A 14,325-nucleotide genomic window follows, 5' to 3' on the forward strand; every position below is an offset into this window, starting at 1 on the left:
GTTACTTTCTACAGGTTAATGGCCGCCATGCGTGTAAAAGCATCCACCAGCAAAGCAAAGCCAGCTCCAGCCGTTGAAACCAGCGAATCGATCAACGATCAGATCGCCGCGTTCCTCAAGTCCGGCGGCGAGATTCAGCAAATTGCCAAAGGCGTCAGTGGCCAGACATTCGGCCCGTCCAAGCAGATCAGCCTGGGCAAGAAGTAATACCCGGTTTTACACCCGTCCAGAGGCGCTTTGAGCTTCGAAGCGCCTGGACTGGCACCGCGCAACCTCCCTTCGTTTTAAACAAAAATTCCCGAAAATCGACGAACGGCCATCAATGCCGGGCATTCGCCGGTATCCTTGCACGCGTCTAGATCAAGCGTTTCAGCAGGCGCAGCCCTGCCCTCGCGGTTCATGGAGTGACGCATGCGCCCATCTTCCTGTTTATTGCTCGTCAGCCTCTGCGCCAGCGCGTCCGCGCCTGCGCAGGTATTTCAGCGTGAACTGGGCGACTTCGACCTCAAGCTCGACACCACCCCGAGCCGCAGCATGGCCCAGGGTCTGGTCAAACCGGCGGCGGTCGGCTCGTTCCACGGCGGCCTCGATCTGAGCCACGACAGCGGCCTGTATGTCGGCCAGTACGCACCGAGCATGGGCCTGACGCCGGGCAAGGATCTGGAAATCGATTCCTACGTCGGCTACAAACAACCTTTCGATCAGGTTCTCGGCTACGAAGTCGGCATGATCCATTACAGCTATCCCAGCGTGGACACCCTCGACAGTCAGGAACTGTTTGGCGGCCTGACCCTGCTCGGCAGCCGTTTCGGCGTGGCCCTTAGCAACGACCCGGATAAACAGAACAACACGCTGTTTGCCGACCTCGGCGGCAATCAGCCGTTCGGCATCGGCGTCAGCATGAAATACACCACGCACCAATTGAACACGCCGATGGCAGTGGACGGCGGCTACGTCAGCAGTTTTACCGATTGGTCAGTGAAGTTGTCGCGGCCGTTCATGGGCGTCGACCTCGACCTGATCTACAGCAATTCCAGCCTCAGCGGCGACGATTGCTCGGCCTATTCCGGGCACAACAGCCAGTGCGATGGCCTCGTCACCCTGAAAGCCGCACGCGCGTTCTATTGATCGGCTGAACTGCCGCGCGCATCCTGCATCACATAAGAATCAGATTTCCGACGCCAGGCTCTCGCAAGGATTTGCCCATGTCTCGCTGGTTCAAACACATCGCTGCTTTATTGATCTTCACCCTCGCCCTCGGCGCCTGCAGCCGTGTCGGCCTGGCCTACCGCAATCTCGACGTGATCATTCCGTGGACGCTCGGCGATTACCTGGACATGAACGGCGAGCAGAAAGACTGGTTCAACGAACGGCTCAGGGAACATCTGAGCTGGCACTGCACCACGCAACTGCCCGGTTATCTGGATTGGCTCGATCGCCTGCAAAGCATGGTCGAAAGCAACCAGGTCACCGACGCTGCCCTGCAGGAGCGCACCGCCGAAGCCAAACAGGCGATCGCCCAAACCGCTCGGGAAATCACGCCGTCGGCCATTGAGCTGCTGCAGGGTCTGGATGACAAACAGGTAGCGGAAATGAACGACGCCTTCGCCAAGGATTTGCGCAAGCGCCAGAAGGAATACGTCGAGCCGCCGGTGGCGCAACAGATCAAGGAACGCGGCGAGCGCATGGAAAAACGCCTCGGCGACTGGCTCGGCCCACTCAGCGACAAACAGAAACAACGTGTAGCGCAGTGGTCCGCAGCCTTGGGTGATCAGAACATCCAGTGGATCGCCAACCGCGCCCACTGGCAGCAGCAATTCAGCGCCGCCGTGGCACAGCGCCAAAGCCCTGAATTTCCCCAACGCATCGAGACACTGCTGGTTAACCGTGAGCGTTTATGGACAGCGGATTACCGCAAGGCCTACGCCAACACCGAAGCGCAGGGACGCGCGCTGGCAGTGGACCTGATGGCCGACAGCACGCCGCAGCAGCGCGAGCGCTTGTTGAAGAAGATCGAGGGCGTGCGCAAGGATTTCAATGACCTGAAATGCCTGAAGGCGGCACAGAAACCCTGAGTAAACCGAGATCCCCCTGTAGGAGTGAGCCTGCTCGCGATAGCGGTGGTTCAGTCACCAGTGATGTGACTGAAAAAACGCTATCGCGAGCAGGCTCACTCCTACAGGTCAGGTGTTGGCTTCAGGCAATCTGCGCCTTGGATGCCACTTCATCAAACGTCAGCTCATCCAGCGCATCTTCCTGCTCGTCCAGCACCTCACGCGGGTGGTCATTGCCGGGAATGCTGCTGTCGATCAGGCTCAGCAGGCTCGCACCGCGCGGGGTCAGGACGAAGTTTTCGCCGTTGCCGCCCTCGTCCTCTGGCCGTGGCTCGATGAAACCGCGTTCCAGCAGCAATTTCTCGTATTGGCACGCCTGCGTTTTCAAATGATCCAGATTCTCCACCGGCTCACCCGACGCCGCCATATTCGCGGCGTGTTCCTCGGCATACGGGCGCGGCGTAAAACTGTGCCCGGCGCTGTTCTGCACTTCATGCAGCAAGCGTTCAATCAAATCCCAGTTGTATGTGGTCATCCTGATTCAACCTCCGGTGCGCATCGGTAATGGTGCGTTCTTAGGTTGTGACCGGAGCGGCACACAGCCGTTCAGCCGCGTTCGCGGCACTGACCGACCGGCGGTCTGTCGATTTCCCTCCCCGTTGAACGACTAATCTGAAACAGCCGCTTCAACCCCGCAGGAGACATCGTCATGAACGTTGAAAACCATCCGGTGGTATCGCGCGAAGAATGGCTCGCCGCGCGCCAGCAACACCTGGCCCACGAAAAAGCCTTCACCCGCGAGCGCGACCGTCTCAGCGCCGAGCGTCGCGCCCTGCCCTGGGTCAAGGTCGACAAGGACTATCACTTTCAGGGCCCGAACGGCGAGCTGAAGCTCACCGACCTGTTCGGCAAGCACAGCCAGTTGATCGTCTACCACTTCATGTTCGCCAAGGACTGGCAGCAAGGTTGTCAGGGTTGCTCGTTCCTCAGCGACCACATTGACGGCGCCAACCAGCATCTGGCCCATCACGATGTCGCCGTGGTTGCCGTGTCTCACGCGCCGTTCAGCGAGTTTCAGGATTTCAAAAAACGCATGGACTGGAAATTCGACTGGGTGTCCTCAGAAGGTTGCGACTTCAATTATGACTTCGGCGTCTGCGCACGCGCGGCCGACGTCGCGGCAGGGACGGCTACCTACAATTACGAAAAGACCGACAGCGCCGAGGAAGAAATGCCCGGGTTGAGCGTGTTTTATCGCAACGATCAAGGCGAGATTTTCCACACTTATTCAACCTATGCCCGCGGCCTTGACATGCTGGTCGGCGCCTACCACTACCTTGACCTCACGCCCAAGGGCCGCAATGAAGACGAGATCATGGACTGGGTGCGGCATCATGATCGTTACGAAGGGGCTACCCGCTCCGGTTGCTGCCACGGCAGTTGAGACGAATGAACTTTTCCCTGCGTCTCGCCCTCAACCGCGTAACCCGCCTTAACCGGAACTGAGGCCTGCCCCGATGAAAACCCTGCTCAAGCTGTCTCTTGCCGCCACTCTCGCCTGCGCCCTGCCCGTCTGGGCCTGCACGCCGGAAGAAGCGACGATCAAACGTGAACAACTGGCGAAGGAAGTCTCCAAGCTCACCGAACAGAATCCGCAAAAAGCCAAGGAGATCAACGCCGAGTTGCAGAAGATGGATCTGGGCACAGCCAGTGCCGATCTACCGGACAAGTGCCAGTTGATCGATCAGCGTCTGAAAGAGCTGAGCTCGGCAGAGAAAAAAGCCGATAGCTGAAGGCATAAAAAACCGGACATCGTCCGGTTTTTTTGTGCGCGATGAAAACGCTTACTCAGCCGCAGGCTCGGCCGGCTTGCGGCGCTTGAGCGGGGCCATGCCGTCGCTGCTCACCAGCGAATCCGGCTTTGGCCGGTTGGCGCTCTTGCGCTTGGTCGGCGTCTTGGCCGCGGTTTTCTTCTTGTCGCCCTTGGCGTCAGTCTTTTTCTTTTTCACGCCTACCGCTTTGCCCGAGGCCTTGACCTTCTTCGGCCCGCCGTAGGTGCCTTTGACTTCCTTGATAGTGCGGCGCTCAAAGCTCTGCTTCAGATAGCGCTCGATGCTCGACATCAGGTTCCAGTCGCCGTGGCAGATCAGCGAGATCGCCAGACCGTCGTTACCGGCACGGCCAGTACGACCAATGCGGTGCACGTATTCATCGCCGCTGCGTGGCATGTCGAAGTTGATCACCAGATCCAGACCATCAACGTCCAGACCACGGGCCGCAACATCGGTCGCCACCAGAATCTTCACGCCGCCCTGCTTCAGGCGATCGATCGCCAGTTTGCGATCCTTTTGGTCTTTTTCGCCGTGCAGCACGAACGCCTTGTATTCCTGCGCCACCAGGCGGCCGTAGATGCGGTCGGCCATGGCGCGGGTATTGGTGAAAACAATCGCTTTCTGGTAGGTCTCGTTGGCCAGCAGCCAGTTCACAATCTGCTCTTTGTGCTGATTGTGGTCGGCGGTGATGATTTGCTGGCGAGTCGTCGAGTTGAGCTGGCTGACCGCGTTGAGCTGCAAGTGCTCGGGGTTGTTCAGCACCTTGGCAATCATCTCGCGCAGGCCGGAACCGCCGGTGGTGGCGGAGAACAGCATGGTCTGCTGACGGTTCGGGCATTCATCGACCAGACGCTGTACGTCTTCGGCAAAACCCATGTCGAGCATGCGGTCAGCTTCGTCGAGCACCAGCACTTCGACTTCCTTGAGGTCGAGGTTGCCGGCGTTGAGTTGCTCGATCATCCGGCCCGGGGTGCCAATGAGGATGTCGGGCACTTTGCGCAGCATCGCCGCCTGGACCTTGAAGTCTTCACCGCCGGTGATCAGGCCGGACTTGATGAAGGTGAACTGCGAGAAGCGTTCGACTTCCTTCAGGGTCTGCTGGGCCAGTTCGCGGGTCGGCAGCAGGATCAGCGTCTTGATGCTGACGCGAATCTTCGCCGGGCCGATCAGGCGATTGAGAATGGGCAGAACGAAAGCGGCGGTTTTGCCGCTACCGGTTTGCGCCGTCACCCGCAGATCACGCCCTTGGAGCGCCAGCGGAATGGCCGCGGCTTGCACAGGCGTTGGCTCGACAAATTTCAGCTCGGCCACAGCTTTAAGCAGGCGTTCGTGCAGGGCGAATTGGGAAAACACGGGTGCTACCTCGAAGATATGCAAAAAAACAGCTGCATAGGTTACCGGTTTCGAGCGCTCAGGCCGAGTTTCTTTATGCAAACGGGCGCAATCAGTGGTTTTTTTGTTGCCTGATTTGTCTCCAATCGTAATACGCAGCGTCTTAAATGCTCTAATCGTCCCTCGCGTCTTATAGAAGAACCGTTTCGCTTATGGATATCAAACAGCTCTGGCTCAAAGCTCAGGACCTCTGGGGCACCCTCGAACAGCACCCGCTGTTGCAATCAGGGCTGGCGCTGATGGTGCTGCTGGTGGTCGCCCTCGTCCTCGGACGAGTGGCGCGCTATCTGATCCTGCACGCCAGTCGCATGCTCGGGCGTCAACCGGCGCTGCACTGGATCAACGACTTTCGTCACAACAAGGTGTTTCAGCGTCTGGCGCAGATGACGCCGTCGCTGGTAATTCAGTTCGGCCTGCATCTGGTGCCCGAGCTGAGCAAAAACGCGATGAATTTCCTTGGCAACGTGGCGCTGGCGTTCACTATTCTGTTCCTGCTGCTGGCGGTCAGCGCCCTGCTCAATGCCCTGCTCGACATCTATGCGCGTACCGAACACGCGCGCACCCGCTCGATCAAGGGCTACGTGCAACTGGCGAAAATGGTCTTGTACGTGTTCGGCGCGATCATCATCGTCGCCACCCTGATCGACCGCTCGCCGCTGTTGCTGCTGTCCGGTCTGGGTGCGATGTCGGCGGTGATTCTGTTGGTCTACAAGGACACGCTGCTGTCATTCGTTGCCAGCGTGCAACTGACCAGCAACGACATGCTGCGGGTCGGCGACTGGATCGAAATGCCGCAGGTCGGCGCCGACGGCGATGTGGTCGATATCACCCTGCACACGGTCAAGGTGCAGAATTTCGATAAGACCATCGTTTCGATCCCGACGTGGCGGTTGATGTCCGAGTCGTTCAAGAACTGGCGCGGCATGCAGCAATCGGGCGGACGACGGATCAAGCGCAGCCTGTTCATCGACGCCAGCGGCGTGCGCTTCATCCGTGACGATGAAGAAGAAAAGCTCTCGCAAGTGCACCTGCTGACCGACTACATGAGCCGCAAGAAAGCCGAACTCAAGGCCTGGAACGAGGCGCAGGGCAATGTCGCAGCAATGTCGGCCAACCGCCGACGCATGACCAATATCGGCACCTTCCGCGCCTATTCGCTGGCATACCTGAAGAGCCATCCGGAGATTCAGCCGAACATGACCTGCATGGTCCGCCAGATGCAGACCACCGCGCAGGGCATTCCGCTGGAAATCTACTGCTTCACCCGCACCACGGTCTGGGCCGATTACGAGCGGATTCAGGGGGATATTTTTGATTACCTGCTGGCGGTGCTGCCGGAGTTTGGCTTGAGCCTGTATCAGCAGCCAAGTGGCGGGGATTTGCGTTCGGGGTTGTTGCCGGCGGTGTTGGGCGCTTCCAGCATTCCCGAGCCTGAAAAGCATTTGATGTAGTTCATAAAACCAATGTGGGAGCCAGCCTGCTGGTGATTGAGGGGTGTCAGTCACATCGATACTGAGTGACACTGCGGGCGCTTGAGCTTGAGCATATAAAGTCTCTCAGGCGCTACTTCGCTCCCCCCAAGATCGCGCCTCCCTTCGCCACCAATAACCAGCATGCATCCCCATCTGTCGAGCGCGGTCATAGAGGTCTGATCGGTGGACAACGCGCGTTGACATCGGATAATTTCCATAAAGACACTTGGAAACTGGTCATCATTCATGATCTCAAAAATTAGAGCTGAGCATGGTACCTGTTCGTAAGCCCCAGCACTTGGCAGCACTTCGGGAGGTACTAGCCCCCTACCAATATCTTCTGTGTATCGATCTTGAGGCGACGTGTGATGAGCCCCCCAGACCGGGCGAGCCTCCACGGCAACTGATGGTGAAACGCGATGAAATGGAAACCATTGAGATTGGCTTGGCTGTGATCCAGCTTTCGTCCCTCAAAGTGATTGATCAATTTCAGAGCTTTGTCCGACCTACTCTGCACCCCGTGCTTACCGACTTTTGTCGAGGGCTGACGACGATCAGGCAAAGCGACGTTGACGCAGCTCCCGGCTACGCCAAAGTTGGTCAGATGCTTGAAGTATTTCTGGCAGCCTACCCAAACTCGATGTGGTGTTCATGGGGGGATTATGACTTCAAGCAACTGCAGCAAGATGCCTCTCGCCTACATTGCAGACCAATGCTCGATGGGATGCTTCACACCAACTTGAAGAAATGGCACTGGAAAATTTTCGACTGCCGTGCATTAGGCCTTCAGCCTGCCGTGGCGATGTCAGGACTGGTGTGGGAAGGCACCTACCATCGTGGCATCGATGATGCCCGGAATGCGGCAAACGTGGCGACTCACATGCTTGGTCGGTAATAGACTGCGTACCAGGAGGCCCATCCAAGTCACAAGGGCCTGATCACGAATGGCCATACATCCACTTCCCGCGGCCATGAGCACCGACACTTGCCCGAACTCACACAAATTATGCTCAACGAACGATCAGCGAGACACCCTTGCGCGCTCAAGCAGCACCACTGACTGCATCAATGGCGTCATTGCTGGCTGCACAATGATCCAGCAAATAATGCGCGACCCTTGCAAACGCTGCAAAGCAGGTGTCGAAATCAGGTGTTTCTTCAGCGTAAAGCAGAGGTATGAGCCTTTCTCCGAAATTGGCTTTCAACCCATCATGTATCGCGGCGACCTCAAGGGCATGCCGCAAGACCCCGAACGGATCTGCTCCGAACTCTGGGTGCCGTCTGCCAAACTCGGTGACGTCCTTACCTACCGACAAGGCGAATACTTTTGCAGCAGGCTCTATCGCCCCGGGGTACGCCGTCGCGATACGCCACACATCGTATACATGGCGAACCAGCGCAGTATCGAACTCTTCAGGCTGATACCCAGCCCAACTGCTGGCACAGCGTCGCAGCAGTGAGAGTATCTTTTCCGCTAGGGTCTCAGCTACGGTGATGCACTCCATGGGGAACTGGAAAGGGTCTTTACACCCATCAAGTTTTTCAAGCATGTAACCCAATTTTTGTGTTTGCGACGGAATCATGGGAGGCCGACAAACGAGCTCAATCTTTAGCTGCGGACGCAAAGTTCCTACCGCATCCTGAAAGTGAGCTTCGTACGACACCATCAAACAGTAGTAACGATGGGTATCCCTATAAATTGGATTACTTCTATTCACGACTCATTGAAAATCAAGCTCGGACAAGGCCGCCTCGACCGCTCCGTGCAGCGCTTTCAGCCGGCTACGATCCCCCAGGTCTTTTGGAAAAGCGTAACCTTCAGGCGGATTATCCAGCTCAACCTTGATGTCAATATCTTCCGACATCCGCTCGATAAGGCCGTATGCCTTCGATAGACAGGTGCCGCCAGCAAAAACCATTCGCGTTGCAACATTGACCGTCGCAGGCTTGGGATCACCCTTTTTCCGATTCACCTGGGTTGCGAGGTGAACCATGTGGATTCGCGAAAGTGCATGCAGCGCATCAGTGATGTGCTGGTCTTTCTCTGCGACAGCAGCTGGCATGTTTTTAAGAATGCCAGCCGTGGACGCATCCTCGATGCTAACCCGCAGCGGTTCTGGAAGAGTTTTCATAAACTACAGCGTTGTCCCCTACCGTCACTTTACGAGAAATACGTCGACTTCCGGTATTGACAACCGTACCCATAGGGATTTGAGTCGTTCTACCGCTGTTGTACTCAGCAACAAGGCTACTGGGCGCGATCGTAATATTGAGCTTGCGGAAAAGCTCAGTAGCAATCTTTTCCAGAGTGCCTGCGGGCGTTGGTTTGCCCGTGTACTGATTAATACGCGCTTTCGCAAATGCGCCTTTACTCACACGCACAAGCATACCGTTCGCAACAAACCGCGCCAAAACACGGCCGACCTGCGAATCGCTACCCATGCTTGAAAACTCCGAGCGCAACACGACGATGCCCGCACGCTGCTTGATTGAACGGCTCATGCGGTCTTCGAGTTTCATAAATCACCTCCCAAGACAAGCTATTTACCTTCAGGTCACTATAGGTCTTCACCGCGAGATTGGCTAGTAGGAGCCAGCCTTTGACCTGACAAAACCTGCGCATCCATGCGCGAAGCTCTATTGGTGCAGGAAGGCCGAATTCAGAACTGGAAAAAGCACCGGGACGATGTCGAGTGGGGAAGATTCGCTCTCAGGCCTCCCGCCAGTAGCACTAGATCGGTCAGCATTCGCGAGCTTGGAAAACATATCAAGCAACGCCGATGAAATATGCGGGCAAGCCCGCTCCCATCGGATATTTTGTGGTCAGCAATTACGCGCTGGCCGGGAAATTGCGGAAACCCAACCGGCTAATCCAAACTGCGGCGAGAATCACACTCCCGCCAAGGAACAACCGCCCCAGTTCCTCATCCTGATTCCAGATCAGCAGGTTCAACAACAACCCCACCGGCACGTGCAGGTTGTTCATCACCGCCAGCGTGCCGCCGTTGACCATGCACGCGCCCTTGTTCCACCAGTACAGACCCAACGCCGTCGACACCAGCCCCAGAAACAACAACACGCCCCACTGCAGCGGCGCTTCCGGCAGGAAGTTGGCTTTACCGAACAACAGGAACGCCGGCAATACCACGGCCAGTGCGCCGAGGTAGAAATAACCGAAGCGCCGGTAATGCGGCAGATCGCTCGGGTGTTTCGCCACCAGATGCTTGTACAGCACCTGCCCCGCCGCGTAAGTGAAGTTGGCCAGCTGCAGCAGCAGGAAACCCATGAAGAAGTCCGGACTGATGCTGTCGAAGCGAATCACCGCCGCCCCGCCCACCGCCACCAGCGCAGCAATCAACGCCCAAGGATTAAAGCGACGGTTCAGCGCGTCCTCGATCAACGTAACATGCAGCGGCGTCAGGATGGTGAACAGCAAGACTTCCGGGACGGTCAGCACACGGAAGCTCAGGTACAGGCAGACGTAAGTCACACCGAACTGCAACGCACCGATCAGCAGCATGCCGCGCATGAACCCAGGCTCTACCGAACGCCAGCGCGTCAACGGAATGAACACCAGGCCGGCCAGCACCACACGCACCAGCACGGCAAAATAACTGTCAACATGCCCCGCCAGGTATTCGCCGATCAGACTGAAGGAAAACGCCTGGATCAGCGTGACAAAAAGTAGATAGCCCATGCTCGCCTCGGAAATCGAATGGCGGCGACGATAGCGGTTTTCGATTCTGCAACCAACAGAAATCCCCTGTAGGAGTGAGCCTGCTCGCGATAGCGGTCGTTCAGGCACATCTGCATTGGCTGACACACCGTCATCGCGAGCAGGCTCACTCCTACAAGGGAAATTGTGTTGGCCGTCAAATCGTGGGCAAAAAAAAGCCCGATCTCGCTAAAGCGTTCAATCGGGCTACAGCACTCAGGAGCAAAAGTGCAAAGGGAGGTTCGTTGCGCGTAAAGCCTTGAAGGGGTTGCGCCAGGTCACTAGACCATCCAGCGATTATCTGGCGATTAACATCTCAAGCGACCTGGGACAGTTTGGCGTTGGCCTGATTGAGGCCCTTCTCCTGGAAGTCGCCACCAAGGTTCATGCCCTCGGCGTGAATGAACGTTACGTCGTGGATGCCGATGAAACCCATGACCTGACGCAGGTACGGTTCCTGATGATCCGCCGGGCCACCGGCATACACCCCGCCACGCGCCGTCAGGACAAAGGCACGCTTGTCATTGAGCAGGCCTTGCGGACCGGTTTCGGTGTACTTGAAGGTCACCCCGGCGCGCAGCACATGATCCAGCCAGGCCTTGAGCGTGCTCGGAATAGCGAAGTTGTACATCGGCGCCGCCAGCACCAGCACATCGGCCGCCAGCAACTCATCGGTCAGGGCGTTGGAGCGGTCCAGCGAAGCTTGCTCGATTTCGTTGCGCTGTTCGACAGGCTTCATCCAGCCGCCCAGCAGGTTGGCGTCCAGGTGCGGCACCGGGTTCACGGCGAGGTCACGCACGCTGATCTGATCGTTCGGGTGCGCGGCTTTCCACTGAGCGATGAAGGTCTGGGTCAGTTGACGGGAAACCGAGTCTTGCTGGCGGGCGCTGCTTTCGATGATCAGAACGCGGGACATGCTGTGTAGCCTCCATCCGAATATGTTGTAGGTCGATGGAGTGAAGGTTAAACAGGGCTGAATCGATTAAAAAGCGCAATTATCCGCTGTAACCGATCGATAAATTCGTTTATAAGCTAACCCATACCTGTAGGAGTGAGCCTGCTCGCGATAGCGGTCGATCAGCCGACATCATCGGTAACTGACACACCGCTATCGCGAGCAGGCTCGCTCCTACAGGGGATTACCGTTATTTCGGGGTGCAGGTCAGTTTGATGCGCAGCTTGATGATCTCGCGGGTGAACTTGGCCGTGGCGTTTTTATGTTTTCCGGCCGGCACGTCGATGCTGCGCGTGCGCGGCGCTTCCGGGCCGTTGCTGAATACGGCACGACACGTTGCATCAACGTCACCGTAGTTGGCCACGCGGATCGAGCCGATATCGTTATCGGTGTCGAAGGTCTCGTAGTCGATCTTCATGCCGTTGAGGTCTTTCCGCACATCGATCGGATAAGCAAAGGCCGTCAACGGCAGCAACGCCAGCACCACACAACAGAATTTTTTCATTCGCCGCTCTCCATGGGGAACGGCCAGCTTAGGACAAGAGGAGCTATTGATGAAAGCGCCCCGCGTGACCCTGGATCAATGGCGAACGTTGCAGGCCGTGGTCGACCACGGCGGATTCGCCCAGGCCGCCGAGATCTTGCACCGTTCGCAATCGTCGGTGAGCTACACCGTCGCGCGCATGCAGGACCAGCTCGGCGTGCCGCTGCTGCGCATCGACGGCCGTAAAGCCGTGCTCACCGAAGCCGGCGGCGTGTTGCTGCGCCGTTCCCGGCAACTGGTGAAACAGGCCAGCCAGCTCGAAGACCTTGCCCACCACATGGAGCAAGGCTGGGAAGCCGAAGTGCGCCTGGTGGTCGATGCGGCCTATCCGAGCGCGCGCATCGTGCGGGCATTGACCGCGTTCATGCCGCAGAGTCGCGGCTGCCGGGTGCGTCTGCGCGAAGAAGTATTGTCGGGCGTTGAGGAAGTCCTGCTCGAAGGCGTTGCCGATCTGGCGATCACCGGCCTGAGCATTCCCGGTTACCTGGGTGCGGAGTTGAGCGATGTCGAATTCGTCGCCGTGGCCCACCCTGATCACCCGCTGCACCGGCTCAATCGCGAGCTGAGCTTTCAGGATCTCGAGACCCAGATGCAAGTAGTGATCCGCGACTCCGGTCGCCAGCAGCCGCGCGACGTCGGCTGGCTCGGCGCCGAACAGCGCTGGACGGTCGGCAGCCTTGCCACTGCCGCAACGTTTGTCAGCAGCGGACTGGGCTTCGCCTGGCTGCCCCGGCACATGATCGAGCGGGAACTGAAGGATGGCTCGCTGAAGCTGCTACCGTTGGACAGAGGCGGCAATCGCAATTCCAGCTTCTATCTGTATTCGAACAAGGACAAACCGCTGGGCCCGGCCACGCAAATCCTCATCGAGCTGCTGCGCACCTTCGATACCTTGCCGCTGGACGCCCCGTTCGCCGCCCCCGAACAAGCCTGACACGGAGTTCACCGATGGCTTTTTTCGAGCACGATGGTTGCAACCTGCACTACGAAGAATATGGCCACGGTGCCCCGTTATTGCTGGTCCACGGGCTCGGTTCGAGCACGCTGGACTGGGAGATGCAGATTCCGGCCCTGGCCGCGCATTACCGGGTGATCGTCCCGGACATTCGCGGTCACGGCCGCTCGGACAAGCCGCGCGAGCGTTACAGCATCGCCGGTTTCAGCGCCGATCTGCTCGCCCTGATCGATTATCTGAACCTCGGCCCGGTGCATTACGTCGGCCTGTCGATGGGCGGCATGATTGGCTTCCAGCTCGGCGTCGATCAGCCGCAGGCGCTGAAAAGCCTGACCATCGTCAACAGCGCGCCACAGGTCAAATTGCGCAGCCGCGACGACTACTGGCAGTGGTTCAAACGCTGGAGCCTGATGCGCCTGCTCAGTCTGGAAACCATCGGCAAAGCCCTCGGCAGCAAACTGTTTCCCAAACCGGAACAGGCCGACCTGCGACGAAAAATGGCCGAACGCTGGGCAACAAACGACAAACGTGCTTATCTCGCCAGCTTCGATGCGATTGTGGGCTGGGGGGTTCAGGAACGACTTTCCCGGGTGACCTGTCCAACCCTCATCGTCAGCGCCGACCGCGACTACACGCCCGTGGCGCTGAAAGAAACCTATGTAAAACTGCTACCGAATGCGCGGCTGGTGGTGATCGCCGACTCGCGCCACGCCACCCCGCTCGATCAACCCGAACGCTTCAACCACACGCTGCTGGAGTTTCTCGCCGCAGCCGATATTCAATCTCAGGATCACTGACCCATGCTGAAAAAACTCGCCCTCGCCGCTGGTACCGTGCTGTTTGCCGCCAACCTGATGGCTGCTACCCCAGCCAAGGCGCCCCATGTTTTGCTCGACACCACCAACGGCCAGATCGAAATCGAACTGGACCCGGTCAAGGCACCGATCAGCACCAAGAACTTCCTTGAGTACGTCGACAGCGGCTTTTACACCAACACGATTTTCCACCGTGTGATCCCGGGCTTCATGGCCCAGGGCGGCGGCTTTACCCAGCAGATGCAGCAGAAAGACACCAAGGCGCCGATCAAGAACGAAGCCAGCAACGGCCTGCACAACGTTCGCGGTACCCTGTCAATGGCGCGCACCTCCAACCCGGATTCGGCCACCAGCCAGTTCTTCATCAACGTGGCTGACAACGCATTCCTTGATCCGGGCCGCGATGCCGGTTACGCGGTATTCGCCAAAGTGGTCAAGGGCATGGACGTGGTCGACATCATCGTCAACTCGCAAACCACTACCAAACAAGGCATGCAAAACGTGCCTGTCGACCCTGTGATCATCAAGTCGGCCAAGCGCATCGACTGATTGCTGCAGGGCATTACGAGCGGCGACGGCCTGATCCCGCGC

Annotated in this window: 16 protein-coding genes and 1 pseudogene; 10 read left to right on the top strand and 7 right to left on the bottom strand. The window is 58.0% G+C overall.

Going from position 1 to position 14,325, the window contains the following annotated elements; translation table 11 throughout:
• Window positions 1-18: 18 nt before the first annotated feature.
• The 3 genes from J3P93_RS20285 to J3P93_RS20295 all read left to right on the top strand — a co-directional run bounded on the left by J3P93_RS20285 (window position 19) and on the right by J3P93_RS20295 (window position 2,075).
• Window positions 19-207 (top strand): hypothetical protein, encoded by a 189-nt coding sequence (locus J3P93_RS20285; RefSeq protein ID WP_016985943.1) that lies wholly within the window; start codon window positions 19-21, stop codon window positions 205-207.
• A gap of 204 nt (window positions 208-411) precedes the next feature.
• On the top strand, window positions 412-1,128 hold the full coding sequence (locus J3P93_RS20290; RefSeq protein WP_434591188.1) for a TorF family putative porin: 717 nt from the start codon (window positions 412-414) through the stop codon (window positions 1,126-1,128).
• A 77-nt stretch (window positions 1,129-1,205) separates the two neighbouring features.
• Entirely contained in the window at window positions 1,206-2,075 is an 870-nt protein-coding gene (locus J3P93_RS20295; RefSeq protein WP_434591191.1) for a DUF6279 family lipoprotein, read from the top strand.
• A 121-nt stretch (window positions 2,076-2,196) separates the two neighbouring features.
• Here J3P93_RS20295 and J3P93_RS20300 read toward each other — a convergent pair whose 3' ends face one another.
• Window positions 2,197-2,589, bottom strand: a complete 393-nt coding sequence (locus tag J3P93_RS20300) for a transcriptional regulator (protein ID WP_434591194.1) — start codon at window positions 2,587-2,589, stop codon at window positions 2,197-2,199.
• Window positions 2,590-2,763: 174 nt separating this feature from the next.
• On the opposite strand from J3P93_RS20300, the gene J3P93_RS20305 reads away from it, so the two are divergent.
• Window positions 2,764-3,498 carry a DUF899 domain-containing protein gene (locus tag J3P93_RS20305; RefSeq protein WP_434591196.1) on the top strand — a complete coding sequence of 245 codons (735 nt, stop codon included), beginning with the start codon at window positions 2,764-2,766 and terminating at the stop codon, window positions 3,496-3,498.
• A 73-nt stretch (window positions 3,499-3,571) separates the two neighbouring features.
• Window positions 3,572-3,847, top strand: coding sequence for a hypothetical protein (locus tag J3P93_RS20310; protein WP_434591199.1), 276 nt, complete (start codon window positions 3,572-3,574; stop codon window positions 3,845-3,847).
• 51 nt (window positions 3,848-3,898) lie between these two features.
• On the opposite strand, the gene J3P93_RS20315 is transcribed toward J3P93_RS20310, so the two are convergent.
• On the bottom strand, window positions 3,899-5,239 hold the full coding sequence (locus J3P93_RS20315; RefSeq protein ID WP_041070247.1) for a DEAD/DEAH box helicase: 1,341 nt from the start codon (window positions 5,237-5,239) through the stop codon (window positions 3,899-3,901).
• 191 nt (window positions 5,240-5,430) lie between these two features.
• On the opposite strand from J3P93_RS20315, the gene J3P93_RS20320 reads away from it, so the two are divergent.
• A complete protein-coding gene (locus J3P93_RS20320; protein ID WP_434591203.1) occupies window positions 5,431-6,729 on the top strand; it encodes a mechanosensitive ion channel family protein in 1,299 nt (432 codons plus the stop codon).
• Between the two features lie 292 nt (window positions 6,730-7,021).
• Window positions 7,022-7,645, top strand: coding sequence for a 3'-5' exonuclease (locus tag J3P93_RS20325; protein ID WP_090282266.1), 624 nt, complete (start codon window positions 7,022-7,024; stop codon window positions 7,643-7,645).
• A 148-nt stretch (window positions 7,646-7,793) separates the two neighbouring features.
• On the opposite strand, the pseudogene J3P93_RS20330 reads toward J3P93_RS20325, so the two are convergent.
• The 5 genes and pseudogenes from J3P93_RS20330 to J3P93_RS20350 form a co-directional block, all read right to left on the bottom strand.
• Window positions 7,794-8,882, bottom strand: a pseudogene (locus tag J3P93_RS20330) (nucleotidyl transferase AbiEii/AbiGii toxin family protein).
• Window positions 8,851-9,270, bottom strand: coding sequence for a DUF6088 family protein (locus tag J3P93_RS20335; protein WP_090282264.1), 420 nt, complete (start codon window positions 9,268-9,270; stop codon window positions 8,851-8,853). The pseudogene J3P93_RS20330 and the gene J3P93_RS20335 overlap by 32 nt, the downstream one beginning before the upstream one ends.
• 310 nt (window positions 9,271-9,580) lie before the next feature.
• A complete protein-coding gene (locus J3P93_RS20340; protein WP_434591208.1) occupies window positions 9,581-10,447 on the bottom strand; it encodes a carboxylate/amino acid/amine transporter in 867 nt (288 codons plus the stop codon).
• A 334-nt stretch (window positions 10,448-10,781) separates the two neighbouring features.
• Window positions 10,782-11,381 (bottom strand): FMN-dependent NADH-azoreductase, encoded by a 600-nt coding sequence (locus J3P93_RS20345; protein ID WP_434591211.1) that lies wholly within the window; start codon window positions 11,379-11,381, stop codon window positions 10,782-10,784.
• A 229-nt stretch (window positions 11,382-11,610) separates the two neighbouring features.
• Window positions 11,611-11,925 (bottom strand): 3-phosphoglycerate kinase, encoded by a 315-nt coding sequence (locus tag J3P93_RS20350; RefSeq protein WP_258450130.1) that lies wholly within the window; start codon window positions 11,923-11,925, stop codon window positions 11,611-11,613.
• Between the two features lie 49 nt (window positions 11,926-11,974).
• Here J3P93_RS20350 and J3P93_RS20355 point away from each other — a divergent pair, with 49 nt between their 5' ends.
• From J3P93_RS20355 to J3P93_RS20365, 3 genes are read left to right on the top strand one after another with little or no spacing between them, the layout of a single operon-like run.
• Entirely contained in the window at window positions 11,975-12,898 is a 924-nt protein-coding gene (locus tag J3P93_RS20355) for a LysR family transcriptional regulator (protein ID WP_434591215.1), read from the top strand.
• Window positions 12,899-12,912: 14 nt separating this feature from the next.
• On the top strand, window positions 12,913-13,716 hold the full coding sequence (locus tag J3P93_RS20360; protein WP_090282260.1) for an alpha/beta fold hydrolase: 804 nt from the start codon (window positions 12,913-12,915) through the stop codon (window positions 13,714-13,716).
• 3 nt (window positions 13,717-13,719) lie between these two features.
• The gene (locus J3P93_RS20365) at window positions 13,720-14,283 is read left to right on the top strand and encodes a peptidylprolyl isomerase (RefSeq protein WP_093103676.1); all 564 of its coding nucleotides are present in this window, start codon (window positions 13,720-13,722) and stop codon (window positions 14,281-14,283) included.
• Window positions 14,284-14,325 lie beyond the last annotated feature (42 nt).

The organism is Pseudomonas sp. R3-57 (genome assembly GCF_051132065.1).
In the GTDB taxonomy this organism is placed as follows: Bacteria; Pseudomonadota; Gammaproteobacteria; order Pseudomonadales; family Pseudomonadaceae; genus Aquipseudomonas.

Bases quoted from the DNA above. Each gene is read 5' to 3' on its own strand.
- J3P93_RS20300 (WP_434591194.1), bottom strand. From the start codon at position 2,589: ATGACCACATACAACTGGGATTTGATTGAACGCTTGCTGCATGAAGTG.
- J3P93_RS20295 (WP_434591191.1), top strand. From the start codon at position 1,206: ATGTCTCGCTGGTTCAAACACATCGCTGCTTTATTGATCTTCACCCTC.
- J3P93_RS20345 (WP_434591211.1), bottom strand. From the start codon at position 11,381: ATGTCCCGCGTTCTGATCATCGAAAGCAGCGCCCGCCAGCAAGACTCG.
- J3P93_RS20285 (WP_016985943.1), top strand. From the start codon at position 19: ATGGCCGCCATGCGTGTAAAAGCATCCACCAGCAAAGCAAAGCCAGCT.
- J3P93_RS20350 (WP_258450130.1), bottom strand. From the start codon at position 11,925: ATGAAAAAATTCTGTTGTGTGGTGCTGGCGTTGCTGCCGTTGACGGCC.
- J3P93_RS20340 (WP_434591208.1), bottom strand. From the start codon at position 10,447: ATGGGCTATCTACTTTTTGTCACGCTGATCCAGGCGTTTTCCTTCAGT.
- J3P93_RS20325 (WP_090282266.1), top strand. From the start codon at position 7,022: ATGGTACCTGTTCGTAAGCCCCAGCACTTGGCAGCACTTCGGGAGGTA.
- J3P93_RS20310 (WP_434591199.1), top strand. From the start codon at position 3,572: ATGAAAACCCTGCTCAAGCTGTCTCTTGCCGCCACTCTCGCCTGCGCC.
- J3P93_RS20335 (WP_090282264.1), bottom strand. From the start codon at position 9,270: ATGAAACTCGAAGACCGCATGAGCCGTTCAATCAAGCAGCGTGCGGGC.
- J3P93_RS20355 (WP_434591215.1), top strand. From the start codon at position 11,975: ATGAAAGCGCCCCGCGTGACCCTGGATCAATGGCGAACGTTGCAGGCC.
- J3P93_RS20305 (WP_434591196.1), top strand. From the start codon at position 2,764: ATGAACGTTGAAAACCATCCGGTGGTATCGCGCGAAGAATGGCTCGCC.
- J3P93_RS20290 (WP_434591188.1), top strand. From the start codon at position 412: ATGCGCCCATCTTCCTGTTTATTGCTCGTCAGCCTCTGCGCCAGCGCG.
- J3P93_RS20360 (WP_090282260.1), top strand. From the start codon at position 12,913: ATGGCTTTTTTCGAGCACGATGGTTGCAACCTGCACTACGAAGAATAT.
- J3P93_RS20320 (WP_434591203.1), top strand. From the start codon at position 5,431: ATGGATATCAAACAGCTCTGGCTCAAAGCTCAGGACCTCTGGGGCACC.
- J3P93_RS20365 (WP_093103676.1), top strand. From the start codon at position 13,720: ATGCTGAAAAAACTCGCCCTCGCCGCTGGTACCGTGCTGTTTGCCGCC.